The organism is Xenorhabdus sp. TH1, assembly GCF_037260955.1.
GTDB classification, from domain to species: domain Bacteria; phylum Pseudomonadota; class Gammaproteobacteria; order Enterobacterales; family Enterobacteriaceae; genus Xenorhabdus; species Xenorhabdus griffiniae.
Genome location: NZ_CP147734.1, coordinates 84,968 through 106,618, shown reverse-complemented (window position 1 = coordinate 106,618; position 21,651 = coordinate 84,968). Strand labels below are relative to the sequence as shown.

The following is a 21,651-nucleotide window of genomic DNA, read 5'->3' as shown; positions in this document are numbered from 1 at the left end:
AGTTAAACAATATGAAACAGCGGTGGCACCTTTTTCCAATGGTATTTTTCCCAATAGTATGTCGCCTTAAAGGGATTTTTCTAAGCGTATCGATTAAGCCCATTGATACAGTTATGCTAATGTTATGACACACTTTTGAGCAGATCACCGAAACTATGACACATAAACTTGACGATTTTATCCAACACGCTCTCAATGCACAGCCTATCAGCGGAACATCGCTGATCATCTCCTTATATGGGGATGCCCTGAGTCACCGTGGCGGTGAGGTTTGGCTTGGTAGTTTGAGCTTCTTGCTGGAGTCGATGGGGTTTAGTGACCGTTTTGTGAGAACAGCCGTATTTAGGCTGCAAAAAGAGGGGTGGCTTACAGTCGAAAAACTAGGGCGACGCAGTTATTACCGCATCGCCGAGCGGGGAATGCATCAATTTCGTCATGCAGAGGATAAAATCTATCTCAGTGAACAGCCAGAATGGGATGGCAAGTGGGATCTGCTGCTACTGGAAGGCGCCACCAAAAACGAGCGTATCCGCCTGAAAAAAGAGCTGAGCTGGCTCGGTTTCGCACAATTTAACCGTACCCTGATGGCCGCTCCAAGTCATTCCCAAAGAGATATTCCCTCACTGTTAGGGGAACTCAACGCCAGCGATTCTGTCATTTATTTCCGTGCTGATTATCCTTATCCACGTTCAGAACAGAGCCTGAAAGAACTCGTCTCTCTCAATTGGTCACTGGAACAGATATCACAGCACTATCACGAATTTATTGTTTCCTTCCGCCCGTTGATGACGCTGCTACGGGATTGTCATGAGGCTGACCTGACGCCAAGACGCTGTTTCCAGTTGCGTCTTCTGCTCATCCACTTTTACCGCCGTATCGTTCTGCGCGACCCACTGCTGCCTGATGCCCTGCTGCCCGCGCAATGGGAAGGGCAAATTGCCCGTCATTTATGTATCAATATTTATCAGCACATTGGCCCTGCTGCGACACACTATGTCAGTGAATGCTGTGAAACGACCATTGGCCAATTACCTCAACCCACCGCCGCGTATTATCGACGTTTTGGCGGGTTATACAATAAAACAAGTACCCTATGAAAAATTATTTCGATAGTCCCTTTAAGGGCAAAACATTAGCGGAACAAGTCTCCAATCCCAATATCCAGGTTGGCCGCTTCAGTTACTATTCCGGTTACTATCACGGTCACTCATTTGACGAATGCGCCCGTTACTTATCACCTGATTTAACTAATGTTGATAAGCTCATCGTCGGCAGCTTCTGTTCCATTGGTACAGGTGTCGCTTTTATGATGGCGGGTAACCAAGGGCATCGTCTGGATTGGGTTTCGTCATTTCCGTTTTTTTACATGGCGGAAGAACCAGCCTTTGCTGATGCACAAGATGCCTACCAACCTATGGGGGATACCATTATCGGTAATGACGTCTGGATTGGTGCGGAAGCGATCATTATGCCAGGCGTAAAAATTGGTGATGGTGCCGTCATTGGCACACGTGCACTGGTGACCAAAGACGTCGAACCTTATTCCATTGTTGGCGGCAATCCGGCAAAAGTGATCCGAAAACGCTTTTCTGATGAACACATTGCTCTATTGCTGGAAATACGATGGTGGGACTGGCCACTGGAAAAACTTAAGGCAGCAATGAAGCTTATCACCTCATCAGATATTGAAGCTCTGTATCAGTGGTGGAAAGATCAAAAATAGGCCACTAACAATATCCCTTTCGTCTTTCAAGTTGCAGCTTTGTTAGCTGCAACCCAAAGTCTATTTGGTATCTATACGCATTAAACTTCAAGTTGCAATTGACAACACGAATCGCTCAAAAAGCTAATAACCTTTTTGCTCACCTGTTAAAGTAGCCGCCCGATTATAATCATTGTGTATTTGATTAAGCATCATCATTCTCTAGCGTTATATACAAAAATGAGGAAATACTATGTCAAAACTCATCTATTATGTCGCCGCTACAATGGATGGTTACATTGCGACTAAAAACCATGAATTAGGTTGGTTATATGATTATCCGCCAGGCGATGATGCCACTCCTTATGATGAATTTTATCAAAATATCGGTGCCACAATTATGGGTGCTGGAACCTATGAGTGGATTATGAAAAACGCCGCAGGTGAATGGCCGTATCAAAATATTCCTTCCTTTATTCTCTCCTCAAGAAACTTAACGATTTTTTCTGACATTAATGCTGTTGTCATCCAAGACAATCCCAAAAATATCGCCGCTAAGGCAAGAGACGCAGCCAAAGGAAAAGATGTTTGGATAATTGGGGGAGGTAAAACCGCCGCCAGCTTTGCCGATGCCGGAGAGTTACAACAACTGTTTATTACCACTGTTCCGGTCTTTTTAGGCTCTGGTATTCCTGTCCTACCTGTTAATCAGGCTATTCATGTGACGCCTAATAAGCAGAGATGCTTGCGAAGTGGCGCGATTGAAACAATTATGGATATTAAATTGATGAAACAGCTATCAGTGAATTCATAATATTCTGCGCTGTTACAAGGCACATAATTCCATTGCAATTGCAAAATATACCTCACTATCAACAAACTGTGCGAATTCCTGACTATTTAACGTGCCTGCTGACTAATGATGGCATGAACCCATAACCGACATCTATTAATTACCAAAAAAACTAAAAATTCTATAATAATAAGTATCACGAATATAAAAAACCCTTTAATTTCAAATCAATGGCCTAAAATGTGATCTAAAACTCAAACGAAGCAACTTTTCATATTCAAAATGTAAAAATCTGTCTAGGATTGAGCTGCTATTATTTCAGTCTATTCATTATCTCATCACGAGTGTAATCATTCTGTTAATCGCAAAATTCCATCATTTATAACTCCTGCCACACCAAGGAGAAAAGGCATGAAAAAAAAACAAATAAACCAAAAGGATATTGATAATCTTATTACCTTGATTGGTGGTAAAGAGAATATCGCTTCCGTCAGTCATTGTATCACCCGCCTCAGATTTGTTCTTAATACACCAGAAAATGCCGATGCTAAAGCCATTGAAGAATTACCAATGGTCAAGGGATGCTTTACTAATGCCGGACAATTTCAGGTCGTGATTGGCACGAATGTGGATGTCTATTATAAAGCTCTGCTTGAAACCACAGGGAAACAATCCGTTAATAAAGAAGAAGTTAAACAAGCTGCTCGCCAAAATATGAAATGGTATGAAAATGCAATTTCACATTTTGCCGAGATCTTCTTCCCATTACTGCCAGCCCTAATCAGCGGTGGTTTAATCCTCGGTTTTCGTAACCTGATAGGTGATCTCCCGTTTAGTGATGGCAAATCGCTCGTGCAACTCTACCCTGTCTGGCAGAGTATCTATGATTTTCTCTGGCTAATCGGTGAAGCAGTCTTCTTCTACCTCCCTGTGGGTATCTGTTGGTCTGCCGTCAGAAAGATGGGGGGAACACCCATTCTGGGGATTATTCTCGGCATTACCCTGGTTTCCCCACAATTGATGAATGCTTACCTGCTTGGGCAACAAACGCCCGAAGTCTGGAATTTCGGCTGGTTTACAATTTCTAAAGTCGGTTATCAGGCACAGGTTATCCCTTCCCTATTAGCTGGCCTGACGTTGGGATGGATTGAAACGCGGCTGAAAAAATGGGTGCCAGACTATCTCTATCTTGTTATTGTCCCTGTGACTTCTCTGGTACTGGCCGTCCTCCTCGCCCACGCCCTGATAGGCCCTGCCGGACGTGCTATCGGTGATGGTGTTGCCTGGGTTGTTAAAAGTCTAATGACGGGTAGTTTTGCGCCTATTGGAGCCACCTTGTTTGGTTTCTTCTACGCCCCGTTAGTCATTACAGGTGTACACCAAACAACACTGGCTATCGACCTGCAAATGATCCAAAGTACCGGAGGTACCCCAATCTGGCCGATTATTGCGCTATCTAATATCGCTCAAGGTTCTGCCGTTGTCGGCATTGTCTGGGCAAGCAAAAAACAAAAAGAACGCGAAATTTCTGTTCCTGCGGCAATTTCAGCTTATCTCGGGGTCACCGAACCTGCCATGTATGGTATCAACCTTAAATACCGTTACCCCATGTTCTGCGCGATGATTGGCGCAGCTCTGGCTGGACTGGTTTGTGGACTCAACCATGTCACTGCCAATGGTATCGGCGTTGGCGGAATACCAGGCATTCTTTCTATCAAACCACAGTTCTGGATGGTTTATCTGATTGCCATGCTCATCGCGATTGCTGTGCCATTCCTGCTGACTGTTCTGGCTTATCGTAGAAATGAACGCAAAGCGCTTTTACCCAATGAACAGGCCAATTAATTTTGTAGGTATCTATTTATGACGGAACAAAAACCATGGTGGATGGATAGCGTTATCTACCAAATTTATCCAAAAAGTTTTCAAGATAGTACCGGTAGCGGCACAGGAGATATCAACGGGATCACCCAACGGCTGGATTATCTACAGCGTCTCGGTGTTGAGGCCATTTGGATCACCCCAATCTATCCCTCTCCGCAGGTTGATAATGGCTATGATGTCGCTGATTACTGTGCCATCAATCCAGATTATGGCTGCATGGAAGACTTTGATAATTTGGTGCAAAATGCCCATCGCCGTGGCATTCGCATTATTTTGGATATGGTTTTCAATCACACCTCAACCCAACATCCATGGTTCCAGGCGGCGCAGGACATTAATAGCCCCTATCGCCAGTTTTATATCTGGCGGGAGGGTTCTGAAGGTTCCCTACCCAATAACTGGAAATCCAAATTCGGTGGTAATGCGTGGCAATGGCATACAGAGAGTCAACAATATTACCTCCACCTGTTTGCGGTTGAACAAGCCGATTTAAATTGGGAGCACGCACCGGTTCGCGCTGAACTGAAGAAAATCTGTAAATTCTGGGCTGATCGTGGCGTTGATGGCTTGCGTCTGGATGTCATTAACCTTGTCTCAAAACAGCAAGATTATCCTAACGATGATCACGGCGATGGCCGCCGATTCTACACCGATGGCCCGCGGATACACGAGTTTTTGCAAGAAATGAGCCGTGATGTTTTCCAGCCGAAAGGATTGATGACTGTTGGTGAAATGTCATCCACCAGCCTTGAAAACTGCCAACGCTATGCAGCCCTGGACGGAACGACGCTGTCCATGACGTTTAATTTTCACCATCTAAAAGTTGACTACCCAAATGGAGAAAAATGGACTCAGGCAAAACCAGATTACGTTGAACTGAAAAAGATTTTCTCAACATGGCAGCAGGGTATGCACCAAAAAGCCTGGAATGCACTTTTTTGGTGTAACCATGATCAGCCGCGCATTGTTTCTCGGTTTGGTGATGAACATCAGCACCACAAAATATCCGCCAAAATGCTGGCAATGGTGCTGCATGGTATGCAGGGTACGCCTTATATTTATCAGGGCGAAGAACTGGGTATGACAAACCCTAACTTTACGCGTATTGAGGATTATCGGGATATCGAAAGCCTGAATATGTATCAAGAGCGTATTGAGAAAGGCATGCAAGTAGAGGATATACTGGCAATTTTGGCGCAGAAATCCCGTGATAACAGCCGAACCCCCATGCAGTGGAATGATTCAGCAAACGCGGGTTTTACCACCGGAACACCGTGGATTGCACCTTGCAGTAATTACCCAGAGATCAACGCCGAAACCGTATTACAGGATGAAGATTCCGTCTTCTATTGCTACCACAACTTGATTAAATTGAGAAAGCAACAACCCATTCTGACATACGGTGATTACCTGGATCTGCTGCCAGAACATCCTTCGTTGTGGTGCTATCTGCGTCGTTGGCAAGATCAAACCTTGCTGGTCATTGCAAACCTAAGTGCTGAAACCCAACATTGGTCTCCAGAACCGGCACTTTTAAGCAAAGAATGGCAGGTATTGATGAGCAATTACCCATCACCGGCAACAGTAAATCATGAAATTAAAATTAAACCTTATGAATCAATATATTTAATATCCAAATGATAATATTATTTATACCAATCTAATTTCAAGATACATGTGATTTCTCCCCGCTTCGTGGGGAGAAATCAGGTTTCATATCGTGTTGTAGTGAGAGTGGACACTAACTCAAACCGCTCCAGTACCCCAAAAAATGAATATCCTAATATTATTCTTATCGATAAATAACCCAAGACTCAGCAACAGCTGTCTATTATTGGCGCGATGAAAAAATCTATGCCATACTTTTTGAATCTCAAACAAGGAGTATACCATTATGTTTTACTCAAGATACTTAACTTATTTGGGAGTCATCAGTCTACTATTATCTGCCTTTGCACAAGCACAAGTACCATCTCAACAATTATCGCCAGACCAGACAAAATACCTACAACAGCAAATTAATGAACAAGTTACAGATAAATCTGCACTACCAATGGTAGAAAGTTGGTCAGATGCCAAAAAAGTGGCAGAGTTTATTTGTCGCCCTTTTGCCTTACCCATCATTAAGAAATATTATAAAGACGCAGATAAAATTTTCCTCGGTGTAGATTCAAAAGAGAGTATCAGACTCAAACAGCCTTCTGAATTAGTCGGCATCGGTATGTATAGGACGAATGATGGTTGGCATGACATTCGATTCTCCTGCAAATTAGATGCAACTGGCAAAGCTCGGTCATTCAGATTCTTTCCCATAAAGGAGAAGTAAATGAAATATCTCTGGTTTATGTTACTTATTTTCTCCCCACTCAGTTTTGCGGCCAGTTTTGACTGTGCCAAAGCCAAGGCACCGGATGAGAAAGCAATTTGTTCAAACCCAAAGCTCAATGAGCTGGATGTGGAATTAAGTGTGAAATATCATTTTCTGCGTGGGTTATTTGCCATGGGCGTATCTGGCGAAATGTATGATAACCAAACTGCATGGCTGAAACAGCGCCACAAATGCAAGGGTGATACAACCTGTTTGCTGCAAAGTTACCACCAACGCATTAATCAGCTTGATACGCTGTATAATTCAATAGAGAAACCGATTTGATAATAAGTCATTGGGACGCAAGGAACGTTATATAACTTTCACTTGCCTTTTCCTTATACTGATGTTAATAATGTTAACATTATGAAAAATAAATTGATCGATATTCTGGCTAAGCCAGTCCAACAAACCACCACCACCGAAACCATCAGGTTGTTCGGGGGGTAGTTACAACTGAATTTTTAAAACCCTCTGAGCGATTCGCCAGAGGGTTTTTTTATACCCATTCCATGCGTTTCGCCCAGAGTTTTACTAAGGAGATAGGATGAAAACTCATCGCGAAATCGCACAACAACTCGATTTGTTCCACTCAGAGCCTCAAGGGCCTGGTATGATCTTCTGGCATCCAAACGGATGGCGTTTATTTCAGGATATTCAGCAACATATCCGCCAACTTTATCAACAATACGGTTTTCAGGAAGTTCGTACCCCTCAGTTTTTGAAAAAGGATCTCTGGCAAATTTCCGGCCATCTTATGATGTACGGAGAGGATATGTTCTTTGGTGGTGATCAGGAGAATATGCACGCTTATGCACTAAAACCGATGTCTTGTCCGGCACACATTCTGCTGTTCAAACGACATGTGCATAGTTACAGAGAACTCCCGGTCAAGTTATTTGAATTTGGTCTTGTTCATCGCAACGAACCCTCTGGTTCTTTGAATGGCTGTTTACGCTTGCGCCACTTCACTCAAGATGATGCCCATATTTTTTGTGCATGGTCACAAACTTGGGATGAAATCCGACACTTTCTGAACAGGGCCAGGCTCGTTTACAACCAATACGGTTATCAGCAGCTTTCAGTTAAAATATCTACACGTCCAGAATCGGCTCTGGGAAACCAATCTTTATGGCAAAAAGCTGAACAAATCCTTATTGAAGTTTGCCAAAGTGAATCGATTGATTTCGAATTACAGGCCGGAGAAGGTGCATTTTATGGACCTAAAATTGAACTAACTCTTCAGGACAATATGGGACGCGAATGGCAATGCGGTACAATCCAATTGGATTTTAATCTTCCAGAACGCTTCAATATTTCTTATACAAATACTTCCGAAGAGAAAGAACGTCCGGTGATCTTACATCAAGTAATATATGGTTCAATAGAGCGGTGGCTCGGTATGTTGTTGGAGGTCACTCAAGGAGCTTTACCGGAGTGGATCCATCCATTACCGGTTGCAATTGCAACGGTCAATGAAAACGTTCTCGACTATGCCAACACATTAGTGGAATTACTCAAATATGCAGGACTACATGTGCTGATAGATGACGGTGATAGTTCCGTTGCCCGTAAAATCAAACGGTTCCATCAGATGAAAATCCCCAATATTTTGATTATTGGAGAACAAGAAATGAATATGCATCAAGTGGCACTCCGTCGAGGTAACGTGGTCATTCCCATAGAGAAAACTAAACTGGTTGATCAGTTAATCAGTTACAGGAAATTGTGATGACCGGAGGAACCCGTTTGGTCACTGAGTCAATCAGTGACCGAAAATTTAAGTTAATACTGAATCAATTCCTTGAGTGAATAAACTTAACTATTCTCGGTAAATTAGCTAATATCAAAACAACTATAAAAACATATTAAAACTTAAACAGATATACATGTTTCTATGAATAGCATTTGATTAAAAACAATCCCAGAATATTGGGATAGATCTTACAATATAGCAAATATATTAATCCTATAAATTTAATACTATTAAAAATAAATAATGAGTGTTACTTTTTCTTATAAATATTTGGGCGAACTATTTGCCAAACACCATTTTCATAACTAACGGGAGAGTAGCCAAATTTTTCATATAACCAAGGTGCCGTTGACGTCACAAGCATAATTCTACGTAGCCGTTGCATAACGGGATGAGATTGACAACATGTTATCAACCAGCGGCCTAATTGTTGTTTTTGATATTCTTCCAAGACATAAACATCACATAGATAGCCGAACGTCGCAAAATCTGTGACGAGCCTGGCAAACCCTATTTGAGTTTTATCTTTATACAACCCAAATGTCAGGCTGTTTTCAATAGCAGACCGTACTGTTTCGAGATCAATACCTTCCGCCCAACGGGAACGTGTCAAAAATTGGTGAATAGCGGTAATATCTAAAAGCGATTTGTCTGTTGAAACTTGGTAATTTTCTTTCTGACAATGAAAGTGTTGTACCATATTTTTTCCCCTGATTACTGCATATCTGTAACAAAAACCCGCGCAAACGGAGCACCAAAATAATTCACCCGTATTTGGAACCATTGCGGTTCACTAAAATCCTCTTGTGAACTCCAAGGGAGGATGACCAGCACACATAACGGCTCTTGTCGCTGGTGTGAGTTTAGTTCCCATCCGCTTTTCAACTACCCCGTTAACGTGCAGCCCTTCAATCAAAACCAAGTTAAGGCTTCTCATTTAAGGATATTATCTATTTACCCCCTGAATGTTCTCGAATCTTCTTAGCCAATATGCTCAAATCCTTATCAGATGCTCGTTTACTATCATGTGATGATATATATCCTTCGTATTCATGAAAAAATTTGTCCACACAAGATGATATTTTTTTAAAACGGCTATTATTTCCTGTTCCGTGCATAGGAAATAGTTTGGCGTGTACATGATCAACGCCATAGCCTTCGAATATTAGCCCTGTTCTAGCAACACCGTCTAAGGTTGAATCAAGGAGTTTAGCAACCTTTTTAGAAGCGATGATCAACCCAGACAAACTATCATCACTTAATTCAAATGCGTAACTTTCATAATGTTTCTTGGGAATAACTACTGTAAAACCCTGTGTGTTTGGATATATTGATAAAAAAGCTATGTAATCATCATCTTCCCAAATAACATGTGCAGGTGATTTTCCATTAACTATTTCGCAGAAAATACAATTATTCATATAAGAGTATCCTTATATAGTTAAATATCTTCTTCATATAAAATGTTTTTCTTTTTCAGTGCTACACATTAAACTTCAAGTTGCAATTTACAACACGATGTGAAACCTGATTTCTCCCCTCTTCGCGGGGAGAAATCACATGCATCTTGAAGTTAGATTGGTATAAACATGTTAATACTGAAACAATAATAACATAAAGACCAGATATTATACTTAATGAAAGAAAAATGAATTCGATACCAATGCGATGACCAATACTACCAAGGGCAGGAAGAATGAACCTTTTATCGAAAGAGAATATTCTATTTAAGACCAATCAACATCTTGAATATGTTACCCCATCAGACAATTTATAATCTTTTTCCTTTGACTTGCAGTTATCTACTTGACGGGCGGTTAATTTCATTTTGGGGTATAAAATATCCCCCCTTAAAAGAGATCCCCCAAATGAGAGTGGATTTCAATAGATAACGGTGGACTACACAATACAAAAAACCAATATAATGCGTTGAAATCAAAATTTTTATTGAATAAAAAAGACGATTTCAGACAAAAGGTGGCGGAAGATCACAGGAGTCGAACCTGCCGAGGGCCGCTGGCGACCCCATCTGGATTTGAAGTCCAGCCGCCCCACCGGGGACGATGATCTTCCATTAATAAAATTGATGAAGAGCAGGGATTATAGCGCGTCTCCAAGAATATCTAAACTTCTCCGCAACTTCACAGATCCCTGACAGCAAAAGAACCTAATTGTTCGCACAAAAGTGCGGCATTAGCATTGAACTCACGATATCTTATCCCCATCTATCGTCAACAACCCATTGGGATACGGGGCTGGTTTCAGCCTATACCCAAATACACATATAAGGCGCTCATTATGACTAATCCGCTACTGCTATCTTCTGCATTGCCTAAGTTCTCTGCAATCGAACCAAAACATGTCGTGCCTGCGGTGAAAGAGACATTATCCAATTACCGTCAAGTCATTGAGAAGATTTTATCCGAACACACTGCTTTTACTTGGGATAACCTGTGCCAACCCATTTCAGAAGAGAAAGACCGGCTTTCCCGTATGTGGTCGCCAGTCGAACACCTAAATGCGGTCAAGAATAGTCCAGAGCTTCGCGAAGCCTATGAGCAAAGCCTGCCCCTGCTTTCTGAATTTGATACCTGGTTGGGGCAACACAAAGGGTTATATCAAGCATATAAATCGCTAAAAGAGAGCCAAATCTTCGAAACCCTTTCCCAGCCACAACGCAAGGTTGTTGAAGATACGTTGCGTGATTTTGAATTGACCGGCATTGGCTTACCAGAAGATAAACAGAAACGTTACGGTGAAATTACTGCTCGTTTATCTGAGCTGGGTGCAAAGTTCGGCAATAATTTGCTGGATGCCACTATGGGATGGACCAAACTAATTACCGACGAGGGTGATCTGGCCGGTTTGCCTGAAAGTGCCAAAGCCGCAGCCAAGGCCTCCGCCGAAGCCAAGGGGCTGGATGGGTGGTTGCTGACACTCAATATGCCAAGTTATCTGCCAGTCATGACCTATGGCGATAATCGTGAACTGCGCAAGGAAATGTATTATGCCTATACGACCCGTGCTTCTGATCAAGGGCCAGATGCCGGAAAGTGGGATAACAGCGAAGTGATGGCGGAACTACTTGCATTACGTCATGAACTCGCCCAATTATTGGGGTTCAAGAACTATGCTGAAAGTTCTCTGGCAACAAAAATGGCTGAAACACCTCAACAGGTACTCGATTTCCTGAACGATCTGGCCAAACGCGCCCATCAACAAGGTCAAGAAGAGTTGGAAGCACTCACTAACTTCGCTAAATCTCATCACGGTGTTGATGGGCTGGAAGCGTGGGATCTGGCATATTACAGCGAAAAGCAAAAGCAGCATGACTTCTCCATTGATGATGAACAACTGCGCCCTTACTTCCCGGAACAACGAGCGCTTGAAGGGCTGTTTGAAGTCATTCGCCGCATTTATGGCATTACCGCCAAAGAACGCCACGATGTAGATACATGGCATCCTGATGTGCGTTTCTTTGATCTGTATGATGATCAGCAGGTATTGCGTGGCAGTTTCTATTTAGATCTTTACGCCCGTGAACACAAACGCGGTGGCGCATGGATGAACAGTTATGTCGGCAGAATGCGCCATGCATCTGGCGAGTTGCAAATCCCGGTCGCTTATCTGACTTGTAATTTTAACAAACCAGTTGGTGATCAACCTGCCCTGTTTACCCATGATGAAGTGACAACACTGTTCCACGAGTTTGGGCATGGCCTGCACCATATGCTGACCGAAATTGAAGTTTTGGATGTTGCCGGCATCAGTGGCGTACCGTGGGATGCAGTAGAGTGTCCAAGCCAGTTTATGGAAAACTGGTGCTGGGAGCCGGAAGCACTGGCATTTATCTCCGGTCACTATCAAACTCAGGAACCCCTGCCACAAGAGATGCTGGATAATATGCTGGCGGCCAAAAACTATCAGGCCGCAATGAAGATCCTGCGCCAGCTTGAGTTTGGCCTGTTCGATTTCCGCTTACATGTGGAATATGATCCAGCCAAAGGAGCGCAAATCCTGGAAACGCTGCAATCAGTGAAAAAACAAGTTGCGGTTGTACCATCGCCAGATTGGGGACGCTTCCCGCACTCCTTTAGCCACATCTTTAATGGTGGTTATGCAGCGGGTTATTACAGCTATCTGTGGGCGGATGTGCTGGCAGCCGATGCCTATTCTCGCTTCTCAGAAGAAGGGATTTTCAATCGCACAACCGGTCAGTCATTCCTCGACAATATTTTGTCCCGCGGCGGCTCAGAAGATCCAATGACACTGTTTGTCCGCTTCCGGGGCCGTAAACCAGAACTGGATGCAATGCTGAAGAGCTACGGCATCGGCGGATAATCACCTGTGAAGATTTGTTTGATTTGTGAAGAAGGCGCTGATCGCAGCGCCTTATCGTTATTGGCTGAACGTTGGGATCTGATCCACGATGAAGATTCGGTCATGGCGCTGGTATTGACACCCGAACGACTCGAATTGCGCAAGCGCGATGAGCCTAAGCTGGGCGGGATTTATGTCGATTTTGTCAGCGGAACAATGGCGCACCGTCGTCGCTTTGGTGGTGGTCGTGGCGAAGCCGTCGCGAAAGCCGTCGGCATCAAGAAAGATTATTTACCCAATGTTGTGGATGCTACCGCTGGGTTGGGACGCGATGCTTTTGTGCTGGCTTCTATCGGCTGTCATGTCAGGATGTTAGAACGCAACCCTGTGGTAGCAGCATTGTTGGATGACGGACTACAGCGTGGCTATCAGGATGAAGAGATTGGAAGCTGGCTGAAAGAACGCATGACGCTGATCCACGCCTCAAGCATTACAGCATTGACAGATATTACGCCGCCGCCAGATGTAGTTTACCTTGATCCAATGTATCCACATAAGCAAAAGAGCGCGCTAGTCAAAAAAGAGATGCGGGTTTTCCAATCACTTGTCGGGGCAGATGAGGATGCTGATAGTTTACTGGAACCGGCCCGTGCATTGGCAAAACGTCGGGTTGTGGTAAAACGGCCAGATTATGCAGAACCACTGGCGGGTGTTAAAGCATCCGCTGCAATTACCACCAAAAATCACCGATTCGATATTTATCCTTGTTAGAAAAATAAACCCCATGTTACGTATGGGGTTTTTAAATCATCTGACTAATCCGAATTCCGCTTAAACCGTCACTGGAAAATCTTCTTCTGAGTAGAAAACTTTCAGTGATGGTTTCTTCAATTTAAGGCAGTAAGCAATCAGTCCACCTAAAACGGTCAACAGAAATCCTTTTATACTTCGGTGGCGTTTCAGCCTGCGCACGTATCTTCATGTTGCGACGCTTCTTCATGACGAAAGTGACACCCATTTTGGCTAATTCATCTGTTAATTCCTTATCCAAAATTCGAATTAACTCTCAAAGTAACTTTTCTGCAAGCCGAAACCCCATAATATATAGAGGAGAATTATATCTTCCATGGCGTCTTCTCGTTCTACACAAATCACGAAACCGGGTAAAACTGCCACCACGAGCAACTTTATAGTGCTTACCTTCAGTCAGCATTAAATCATCATACACAGTACTACCTGACTGATAAGGTAGATAACTATCAGAAGTATATTCTTCAACATTTCCCGCTAAATCTAGATGACCAAAAGGTCCCATACCTAAAGGAAAGATACCTATTGGAGTCGCATCGACAATACCACTTTCAATACTGTTACAATGATCTGGCAGAAACTCATTTCCCCATGGAAACTCTCGCCCATCACCTCCAGTTGCAGCATACTCCCATTGTGCTTCACTCGGAATATGGAACTTTCTACCTGTCTTTTCACTTAGCCAGAGTGCATAAGACACAGCAGCATCATAAGACACTGAATAAACCGGATAATTAGCACGTTGATGAGGATACATACCCCAAGCCCAACTATCAGGGATCTCTTGATAACCTGTATCGCATAGAAAAATGTAATATTCATAGTTAGTTACACAATATCTGGCCAAACCAAAAGAATTAAGATTCAGTTCATAAGAAGGCACCTCCTTTAAAATCCACTCTTTCATTACTCCATATTGGGAATACGTCGAAACAATTTCATCTACATCATCAGAAGATAAACCCAAACGCACTTTTCCACCAGGAACAATAATAATATCAGGCTCAAATACAGAAATTCTCGTATCCCCTCTAATTGCAAGCAAATTACCAGCGACATATCTATGGGAAAAACATGCATTAAAGTCCCTAACTAGAGCTAGTAACATAAAACTATCTAACCTTGAATATTTATCATATATTTTAAATAATCCTCCCATCAAAGTTTCACATGTTTTATCAGGTAAACCCATCGCTTCTTTCATGGTCAAAGAGTTAATATCTTTACCTTCAATATTTATATTCTGAGTTTTAATACCTGTTAGGCTTAATTCATGTTTAATCATTTTAAGACCCATGGTTAAATACAAATTCAATTATTCCGTCATATGTTGAATAAATAAAGTCATCTTGCGTATATTTCATACTTGATATACCAGAGAATGAACGCCTCTCCCATAACACCCATTCGTTTATATTTAAATCATATACACCGATCCAACCAGTATAATTTCCTATAGAGATATAATTATTTTTAGTATCAAAAGCTACACATTTTATAGAATGAGAACTTGGTGTTTTTATTACTTCATAGTTTTCATTTTTCCAAATTCGGAGATTTAAATCTCGGCTAATACTCACAAACAATCCTTCTCTATTGCCATCACATCCATTTGCAATTTTTTCATGGGCTTTAGGAACATAAGCGTAACATGAAAAATCTTCAGTATTATGTAATGCAACTGCTGCATTGGCACATACAGAGAAGATATATTTATCAGAAATAACAACACCTTTTATCGCATTTTTATGTAATGAAATTACATTGCAAACAACAATATCATTATCTATTTTTCTTAAAACAATACCTTCTCCAGTGTATGTACCAACAAGACAAAACTGATCATTACCCCACGAAACAGCAGCACAATTTAGAGGAGAATGGTGTTCATATATAATATCACCAGTACAAGCATTAAATATTTTTCCCATCTGCCCACCAGTAATAATTACATCTTGAAATTCGACCATAAAGTTACACAGACTTCCCATTTCAGCAAAGGGCTTGTTATTATAAAAAACTATACCAGCATCTCCGATGCTCCAAATATCCTTTCCTGAAATGTGAACGGCATTTAAGCCATATGTTGGTCTAATATGATCCTGATGCCATACTTTAGTAGAAATAGTATATTGAACATAACTATCACCAAATGATGCAAAAACCAAATTGTTACTATCAAGAAATGCACAAGATCTTGGCCAAACTATTGGAGGAAGCTCTGCTATATGATAACATTCAATATTATTATTCTTCGTTCTCCAAAGTTTCATTTTTCTATCGTAACTCAAACTTACCATTATTTTTTTGAAAGAGTCATAAACCAAGCGCTTAATACCCGCTTTATGTGCAGGTGTTATTGCTAACTTACCATTAATTATAGTTATGATTTCACCATTATCATTTCCAGCATAAATGACTCCATTAGGTGTAATGGCTATAGTATCAGTTTCTATATTATCAAGATCTATACATTCAATTTCTTTTTCAGCATCCACATCCCAAATTCGAATTGTACCATCATCACTGGAGCTTATTATATTTCCAGATAAGTTCCATTCCACAGATATTACATCCTTTAAATGCCCTTTCAAATGAGCTATGATATTTCCTTTATAATCAGAAATAATAATTGTTTTATCTCTAGAACACGTTGCAACAATATTTTTGTTGGGATGAAATGATATTGATTCTACATCATCAGTATGTGAATTTATAACCCCATATAATATCATATTTGGCAATGACCAAATACGACAAGTATAATCACTACTGACTGTTGCTACATAGTTACCGCAAGGACTGAAAGCACACTGATTTGCCAAATGGTCATGATATACTCTTCTAATGGGCTTCTTCGTGTAAGCATCCCATAAAATAACTTTATTATCATACCCAGCACTTAAGACAAATTTATCACCACAAGTAGCAACACCACTAATAGGAGAAATATGTTTATACATAAAATATATCCTTTATAGTTCAAGAAAATAAGATTTATTTTTTAGCAATCAAGTACCTTCTATACACATTAAACTTCAAGTTACAATTTACGACACGATATGAAACCTGATTTCTCCCCGCTTCGCGGGGAGAAATCACACGCATTTTGAAGTTGGATTGGTATAAATCACGTTATATATTTTGAATACCTTTTAATACCTATATCAAAAACAAATTTTGCTATAAAAATCAGAACCAATGTAACTAATGACTGAATAAAAAACCATTTTATACTCATCACTCCACCCGCTACCGAAGCAGGAATACCTGTTATAAATAGACATGGAAGGATAAACATTAAAACAAAACGAACTGCACCATGAAAAGATTGTTCAGGTCGCACCAGGACTTTAAAACAGGGGTTTGAATTCTTAATACTGACTAATGATGCAGTCCAAAATATTGTTGATCTTATAATCCATGTAATTGAAGTTAGTATTAAAACGCCTTCAAATGACATAATTAAGTGTAAAAAAATTAATAAAACAGCAGTACCAAGATAAATATGCACAATAAAAAACAATACTAATGATAAAAATGATAATAAAAAATGCTCAAATGCAATATTAGTAGTAATATATAAGAACTGGGTATTTATGGGTAGTGTTAAATGAGGTTCTAATTTTAATGATCTAACTTTTTTAACTAAGAGAAAACTGCCCTTACCAAACAAAAAAAGATAAAAATTATCAACTAAACATACTGTAATAAAAAATATAAGAATAAAATTACTGGATAAAACACGACCTAAATATTGTGAATTTAAAATAGCATACCAAAAAAAACCTTGCGCTATATAATAGCTAAAATTAACCAGGGCTGATAGCCAGAAATTCAATGGGCTTTTTTTAGCTTCGGATAGCCCACATTTAAAGCCAACATATATAACTCTAAGCATTACCATTATATCCTTGATTGTATTTTAACATATAATTCCATATTAAATTAAAAATTAACATTAAGCTCATCATAACTAAAAATCCATTAAATATAAAAACAATAGATATTGAATTTGTTGCAATTTTAACTGGAACATAGGTAATATATTGAAACGGGATATAATTAAACGCTGATTTTAAAGTATCGCCAAATACATCCAATGGTATTAATGCACCTGAAAATACCCATGACAATGTGTCTTTAATAATTATAAAAGAGTAAGATCCTCTAAATTTGAATGCCATACATGACAATGTCATTGTTAAATATAAATTAACAAAAAAACCTATACATAAAGAAAAAAATAGATATATAAAGTTTGGAATTTCTTTTTGATATATTACTATAAATAAAATCAATGGTGACATTATAAACAACCTAGCCAACATTTGACCAAGACCATATGCTGAATAATATATTAATATTGATTTAGGCATTATAATCAGTCTATCTATACTTCCATCTTCAATATGGAAAGATAAATTTTCTGGAAATCCATTAATACTGGTTAATTGAAATATTATAACAGACCATAATATGTAAATTATTATTTTATCATGTGTATAATTGACAAAGTCATTTGATTTCGTCATAGTATTCCAAAAAGACAACTCAACTGCATATAATGTTATTGTTAAAAATAAATAACCAAATATTATATTCTTAGCCCTAATTGTTTCAATGAAAGAAAATTTAGTTATCACAGAAAAGCCCCTCTAGATATAGCGCATTTTTTTCCTTTGTATCATTTTTATTTAAATCTATTTTTGATATTTCTCCGCCTTTCAGGAAAAGGATATCTGTACAAATGTCTGCGATATCTAACATATTATGTGAGGTAATTAATATTTTACTTTCATTAAGTTCAGCATAATCTTTTAAGATAGTGCGTAATAGTATTTGTGATTCTATATCCAATCCGATTGTAGGCTCGTCCAATATCAATAACTTAGGTCTGTTCAGTAAATGTATTAATAAGTTAGATTTCACAGACTGCCCCAGGGAACAGGTTTTGGCAGGCTTCCTCGCTATATTATTAAGACTCAACATTTCTATCATATTTTCAATATTATTGTTATCATAATTTCTCTTATATATATTAGAAAAAAGCTCAATATTTTCATAAAGAGATAATTCTTCCCAAAGCATTGATTTATTACCAAAAACGATACCAAGATTAGATAAAAGATTAAGAGGCCTTCCATTTGAATTGATACCAAAAACAGTAATATTTCCTGAGTTTGGCGTTAAAATGCCTGAAATGAGTTTTATTAAAGTTGTTTTTCCTGCTCCATTTTTCCCTAAAAAACCAGTAATCTTGCTATCATTATTAAATATCTCAACATTTAAGTTATTAAACAAACTAACTTCAATTTCATTTAATCTGAAAATATTTTTAAAAATATTCCTTCCAATTTCTCGGCTTTTATAGCTAAAACATAGATCAGTAATTTTTATCATCTTAATTGACTATTCTTGTAAGAAGTATCTCATTATCATGCATAATGTATTCTTTTACTTTACTATTCCGCCCATAGACAATAAATTTTTCTTCATCTAAATTCATTATCCCTTTTGCGTAATCCTGATCCCAAAACAATTTACCTAATACTTCGCCAGTTTCTAAATGCCAGCTTAAAATATAACGATTGTAATTTATTCCTATAATAATACTGCCATTATGAACAATGAAATCTTCAATAGTATTGAATCCTCCTTTATAATACTCTGATATGTTAACCCATGATTTTTCTTTTTCATTATATGTGATTAAGTCGATATTACTGGAATTAACTACCGCTAATTTATTTTTATTAATCCATTTCATTCTTTTAGGAATTTTACTATCAGTATATGCTACTACGTGATACTCATTTGAACTATCAAGTATGATTACATTTCCAAATCTTTCTCCAATGGCTAACATACATAAATCAAAATTAAACGATATAGACCATACTGGTTCTGATTCACTTTTATATATGACATTAACGTTACATTCTTCTATTTTATATACATTTCCGGATTCTGAAGCAATATATATAACATTGTTTAAGCCAAAGCATAAATCACGTACAGGAGATCCAATTCTAATTATTTTAAAATCATCTTCAGAATTTTTAATCATAACTTTACCATTCGTACCACCTAAAACGAGTAACTTATCATTCGAGATAGCTCGTTTTATATAATATCCTTCGTATTCTTTTTTTATCCTATAGTCAAATATATATTTTTGTTTGTCATTGAAAGAAAAAAAATAACCGCCATCTTCACCAAAGAATAATTTTTTGTCTAAATAACTTACATACGTCCAAAAAGCAGGCTGGGTTTCTCTTATTAATTTTTCAACCTTTCTTGTTGATAAATTTAATTTAACTATACTTCCATCTCTAATCTGCAATATTAAATATGGAGTATTATCTTTATATATTAAATCTGACCATCTTATTTTAAATCTAGCTTCATAAATAACCTCTATATTCTCCAGGCTTTCAATGTCAATTTTGTACACTCTTCTATCAAACGATGTTGCATAAGCAACTTTATTTATATGGTCATATGTCACATGCTCAAAATCATCATCGGAAAATTTTGGACCAATCTTATAATTTAAATCATGCTCATTTAATCGTACAACGCATCGAGCATCTGTTGCGATAATGTATTCGGAATCATTCACTTTTTCAAACCAGTGTATAGATTCATTGATGTTATCTAATTTAATAGTTCTTATAGAATCATCTTTAAGATTTATTTTACCAATAATTCCATTACTAAAACCAACCAAAATATTTTCATTTTCTGTCCAACATAACGTGACAATATCATATAACACATCAAACCTAAAATTTGATACTATATTTTCCATATCTGATAAATCAGCTATCATGCATGTTGAATTAGGAGATCTAAATGCAATTTTTTTACCATCAGAATTAAGAGCTATACCTTGGTTCTCACTTCTTGAAACCTGGTATCCATCTTCAATTATATTATTCAGCCCATTAAAAACCCCATTTATTTTTATCTTTTCAGATAAAACCTCACCTATAATTACATCATAATTTTGTGATAAAGCTGCAAAAATACCGTTTTTTATATCTATTGCTGAAATGGTTCCATTAGACACTTTTTTTTCATCCAAACAATCCAAATCGTCAAAGTCAAAAAGTACTATTTCACCCGTTTTTGTTCCAGCAAGTATTCTATCGCAATATACCTTTGTTGCATTATAATGTCTCATATTTCATATCCATGTTGTTTTTATTCTTTTAATGTGAAGGCCTTAGCAGCCTTCACATCTCTTAGCACTATTTACTGTTCTCACTTTTTAAAGGACGGAAAGCAACATTGCGTACACGTTTTTGCATTTTCATATTTTCTCTCCAATTTTAAGAAACCCAACCGGAACAAAACGTTACTAAAAAGTTAACATTTTGTTATTTTTTTATAACAACATTAATTTAACCTGTCAAATATTTTATTTATATTCAATATTCACCATATGATTCATACAATTAGAAATAATATGATGCCATTCTCTGAATTCAATATTAATTAACAAATTGATTTTATTTTAATAATTATGTTTATTACCCAGAATTCTGTTTAAGCCGTGTCACTAGAAAACACGCCAGCTAAAAATCAACAGAAATTCTTTTATATTTCGATGGCGTAAATATCCTATTTGAGAAATGATTTTTAACTGCCTATTAATGGTTTTAATGATAAAACGCCTTGATAATATTATATTATATTATTCCATCCAGCTTATAGGCGAGCTTTCATATTTCGTCGCTTTTTATGATGAATACGTAGCCTACCAATGGCGATGATATGAAGCGTGCTATTCACTGCACAAAAGACGGCAACACTGGCTTTTCCTGAAGAAATTCCAGATAAAAATTTTTAAAATCACAGTAATATGACAGGTGAAAGAAGAGCCGAATGGTTATGGTTTCGCTAGGATACATGTGTCTTGTCTGCGGCGCAGACGATACCCGTTATTGAGACAAAACGGCTTCCATTGCGGAATACAAAAACGACAAAAGCCATCAACATCGCCGAACATT

Annotated in this window: 18 protein-coding genes, 1 tRNA gene and 2 pseudogenes; 10 read left to right on the top strand and 11 right to left on the bottom strand. The window is 38.7% G+C overall.

Annotation, left to right across the window (positions count from 1 at the left end; all coding sequences use genetic code 11):
* The first annotated feature begins 155 nt into the window (after window positions 1-155).
* The 8 genes from paaX to thrS all read left to right on the top strand — a co-directional run bounded on the left by paaX (window position 156) and on the right by thrS (window position 8,479).
* Entirely contained in the window at window positions 156-1,097 is a 942-nt protein-coding gene (gene paaX, locus WDV74_RS00465) for a phenylacetic acid degradation operon negative regulatory protein PaaX (protein WP_338883996.1), read from the top strand.
* Window positions 1,094-1,723, top strand: coding sequence for a type B chloramphenicol O-acetyltransferase (gene catB / locus WDV74_RS00460; protein WP_338883995.1), 630 nt, complete (start codon window positions 1,094-1,096; stop codon window positions 1,721-1,723). The genes paaX and catB overlap by 4 nt, the downstream gene beginning before the upstream one ends.
* A gap of 232 nt (window positions 1,724-1,955) precedes the next feature.
* Complete coding sequence (locus WDV74_RS00455; RefSeq protein ID WP_338883994.1) at window positions 1,956-2,516, top strand: dihydrofolate reductase family protein; 561 nt, start codon at window positions 1,956-1,958, stop codon at window positions 2,514-2,516.
* A 390-nt stretch (window positions 2,517-2,906) separates the two neighbouring features.
* Window positions 2,907-4,340 carry a PTS trehalose transporter subunit IIBC gene (gene treB, locus WDV74_RS00450; protein ID WP_338883993.1) on the top strand — a complete coding sequence of 478 codons (1,434 nt, stop codon included), beginning with the start codon at window positions 2,907-2,909 and terminating at the stop codon, window positions 4,338-4,340.
* Window positions 4,341-4,358: 18 nt separating this feature from the next.
* Window positions 4,359-6,020, top strand: coding sequence for an alpha,alpha-phosphotrehalase (treC, locus tag WDV74_RS00445; RefSeq protein WP_338883992.1), 1,662 nt, complete (start codon window positions 4,359-4,361; stop codon window positions 6,018-6,020).
* A 253-nt stretch (window positions 6,021-6,273) separates the two neighbouring features.
* Window positions 6,274-6,705, top strand: coding sequence for a hypothetical protein (locus WDV74_RS00440; protein ID WP_338883990.1), 432 nt, complete (start codon window positions 6,274-6,276; stop codon window positions 6,703-6,705).
* Complete coding sequence (locus WDV74_RS00435) at window positions 6,706-7,032, top strand: hypothetical protein (protein ID WP_338883989.1); 327 nt, start codon at window positions 6,706-6,708, stop codon at window positions 7,030-7,032.
* A 262-nt stretch (window positions 7,033-7,294) separates the two neighbouring features.
* The gene (gene thrS, locus WDV74_RS00430) at window positions 7,295-8,479 is read left to right on the top strand and encodes a threonine--tRNA ligase (protein WP_338883988.1); all 1,185 of its coding nucleotides are present in this window, start codon (window positions 7,295-7,297) and stop codon (window positions 8,477-8,479) included.
* Between the two features lie 274 nt (window positions 8,480-8,753).
* Here thrS and WDV74_RS00425 read toward each other — a convergent pair whose 3' ends face one another.
* The 3 genes from WDV74_RS00425 to WDV74_RS00415 all read right to left on the bottom strand — a co-directional run bounded on the left by WDV74_RS00425 (window position 8,754) and on the right by WDV74_RS00415 (window position 10,576).
* The gene (locus WDV74_RS00425) at window positions 8,754-9,203 is read right to left on the bottom strand and encodes a GNAT family N-acetyltransferase (RefSeq protein WP_338883987.1); all 450 of its coding nucleotides are present in this window, start codon (window positions 9,201-9,203) and stop codon (window positions 8,754-8,756) included.
* A 250-nt stretch (window positions 9,204-9,453) separates the two neighbouring features.
* On the bottom strand, window positions 9,454-9,924 hold the full coding sequence (locus tag WDV74_RS00420) for an HIT family protein (protein ID WP_338883985.1): 471 nt from the start codon (window positions 9,922-9,924) through the stop codon (window positions 9,454-9,456).
* Between the two features lie 557 nt (window positions 9,925-10,481).
* Window positions 10,482-10,576: transfer RNA gene (locus WDV74_RS00415), tRNA-Sec, on the bottom strand.
* A 225-nt stretch (window positions 10,577-10,801) separates the two neighbouring features.
* On the opposite strand from WDV74_RS00415, the gene prlC reads away from it, so the two are divergent.
* Together prlC and rsmJ are read left to right on the top strand one after the other, a co-directional pair.
* Window positions 10,802-12,844 carry an oligopeptidase A gene (gene prlC / locus WDV74_RS00410; RefSeq protein ID WP_338883982.1) on the top strand — a complete coding sequence of 681 codons (2,043 nt, stop codon included), beginning with the start codon at window positions 10,802-10,804 and terminating at the stop codon, window positions 12,842-12,844.
* A 6-nt stretch (window positions 12,845-12,850) separates the two neighbouring features.
* A complete protein-coding gene (gene rsmJ / locus WDV74_RS00405; RefSeq protein ID WP_338883981.1) occupies window positions 12,851-13,594 on the top strand; it encodes a 16S rRNA (guanine(1516)-N(2))-methyltransferase RsmJ in 744 nt (247 codons plus the stop codon).
* Window positions 13,595-13,654: 60 nt separating this feature from the next.
* Here the strand turns inward: rsmJ and WDV74_RS00400 are convergent.
* The 8 genes and pseudogenes from WDV74_RS00400 to WDV74_RS00365 all read right to left on the bottom strand — a co-directional run.
* Window positions 13,655-13,874 (bottom strand): annotated as a pseudogene (locus WDV74_RS00400) (IS982 family transposase); the annotation flags it as partial.
* A 15-nt stretch (window positions 13,875-13,889) separates the two neighbouring features.
* On the bottom strand, window positions 13,890-14,918 hold the full coding sequence (locus WDV74_RS00395; RefSeq protein WP_273559376.1) for an SUMF1/EgtB/PvdO family nonheme iron enzyme: 1,029 nt from the start codon (window positions 14,916-14,918) through the stop codon (window positions 13,890-13,892).
* 1 nt (window position 14,919) lies between these two features.
* The gene (locus WDV74_RS00390) at window positions 14,920-16,596 is read right to left on the bottom strand and encodes a WD40 repeat domain-containing protein (protein ID WP_338883980.1); all 1,677 of its coding nucleotides are present in this window, start codon (window positions 16,594-16,596) and stop codon (window positions 14,920-14,922) included.
* A gap of 167 nt (window positions 16,597-16,763) precedes the next feature.
* Window positions 16,764-17,534: an ABC-2 family transporter protein gene (locus WDV74_RS00385; protein WP_338804155.1), complete on the bottom strand. Its 771-nt coding sequence runs from the start codon at window positions 17,532-17,534 to the stop codon at window positions 16,764-16,766.
* Window positions 17,527-18,279, bottom strand: a complete 753-nt coding sequence (locus tag WDV74_RS00380) for an ABC transporter permease (RefSeq protein WP_273559382.1) — start codon at window positions 18,277-18,279, stop codon at window positions 17,527-17,529. The genes WDV74_RS00385 and WDV74_RS00380 overlap by 8 nt, the downstream gene beginning before the upstream one ends.
* Window positions 18,269-19,036, bottom strand: a complete 768-nt coding sequence (locus WDV74_RS00375) for an ATP-binding cassette domain-containing protein (protein ID WP_338883977.1) — start codon at window positions 19,034-19,036, stop codon at window positions 18,269-18,271. The genes WDV74_RS00380 and WDV74_RS00375 overlap by 11 nt, the downstream gene beginning before the upstream one ends.
* A 1-nt stretch (window position 19,037) precedes the next feature.
* A complete protein-coding gene (locus WDV74_RS00370; protein ID WP_338883976.1) occupies window positions 19,038-20,822 on the bottom strand; it encodes a hypothetical protein in 1,785 nt (594 codons plus the stop codon).
* A 402-nt stretch (window positions 20,823-21,224) separates the two neighbouring features.
* A pseudogene (locus WDV74_RS00365) lies at window positions 21,225-21,650 on the bottom strand (transposase); the annotation flags it as partial.
* Between the last annotated feature and the right edge of the window lies 1 nt (window position 21,651).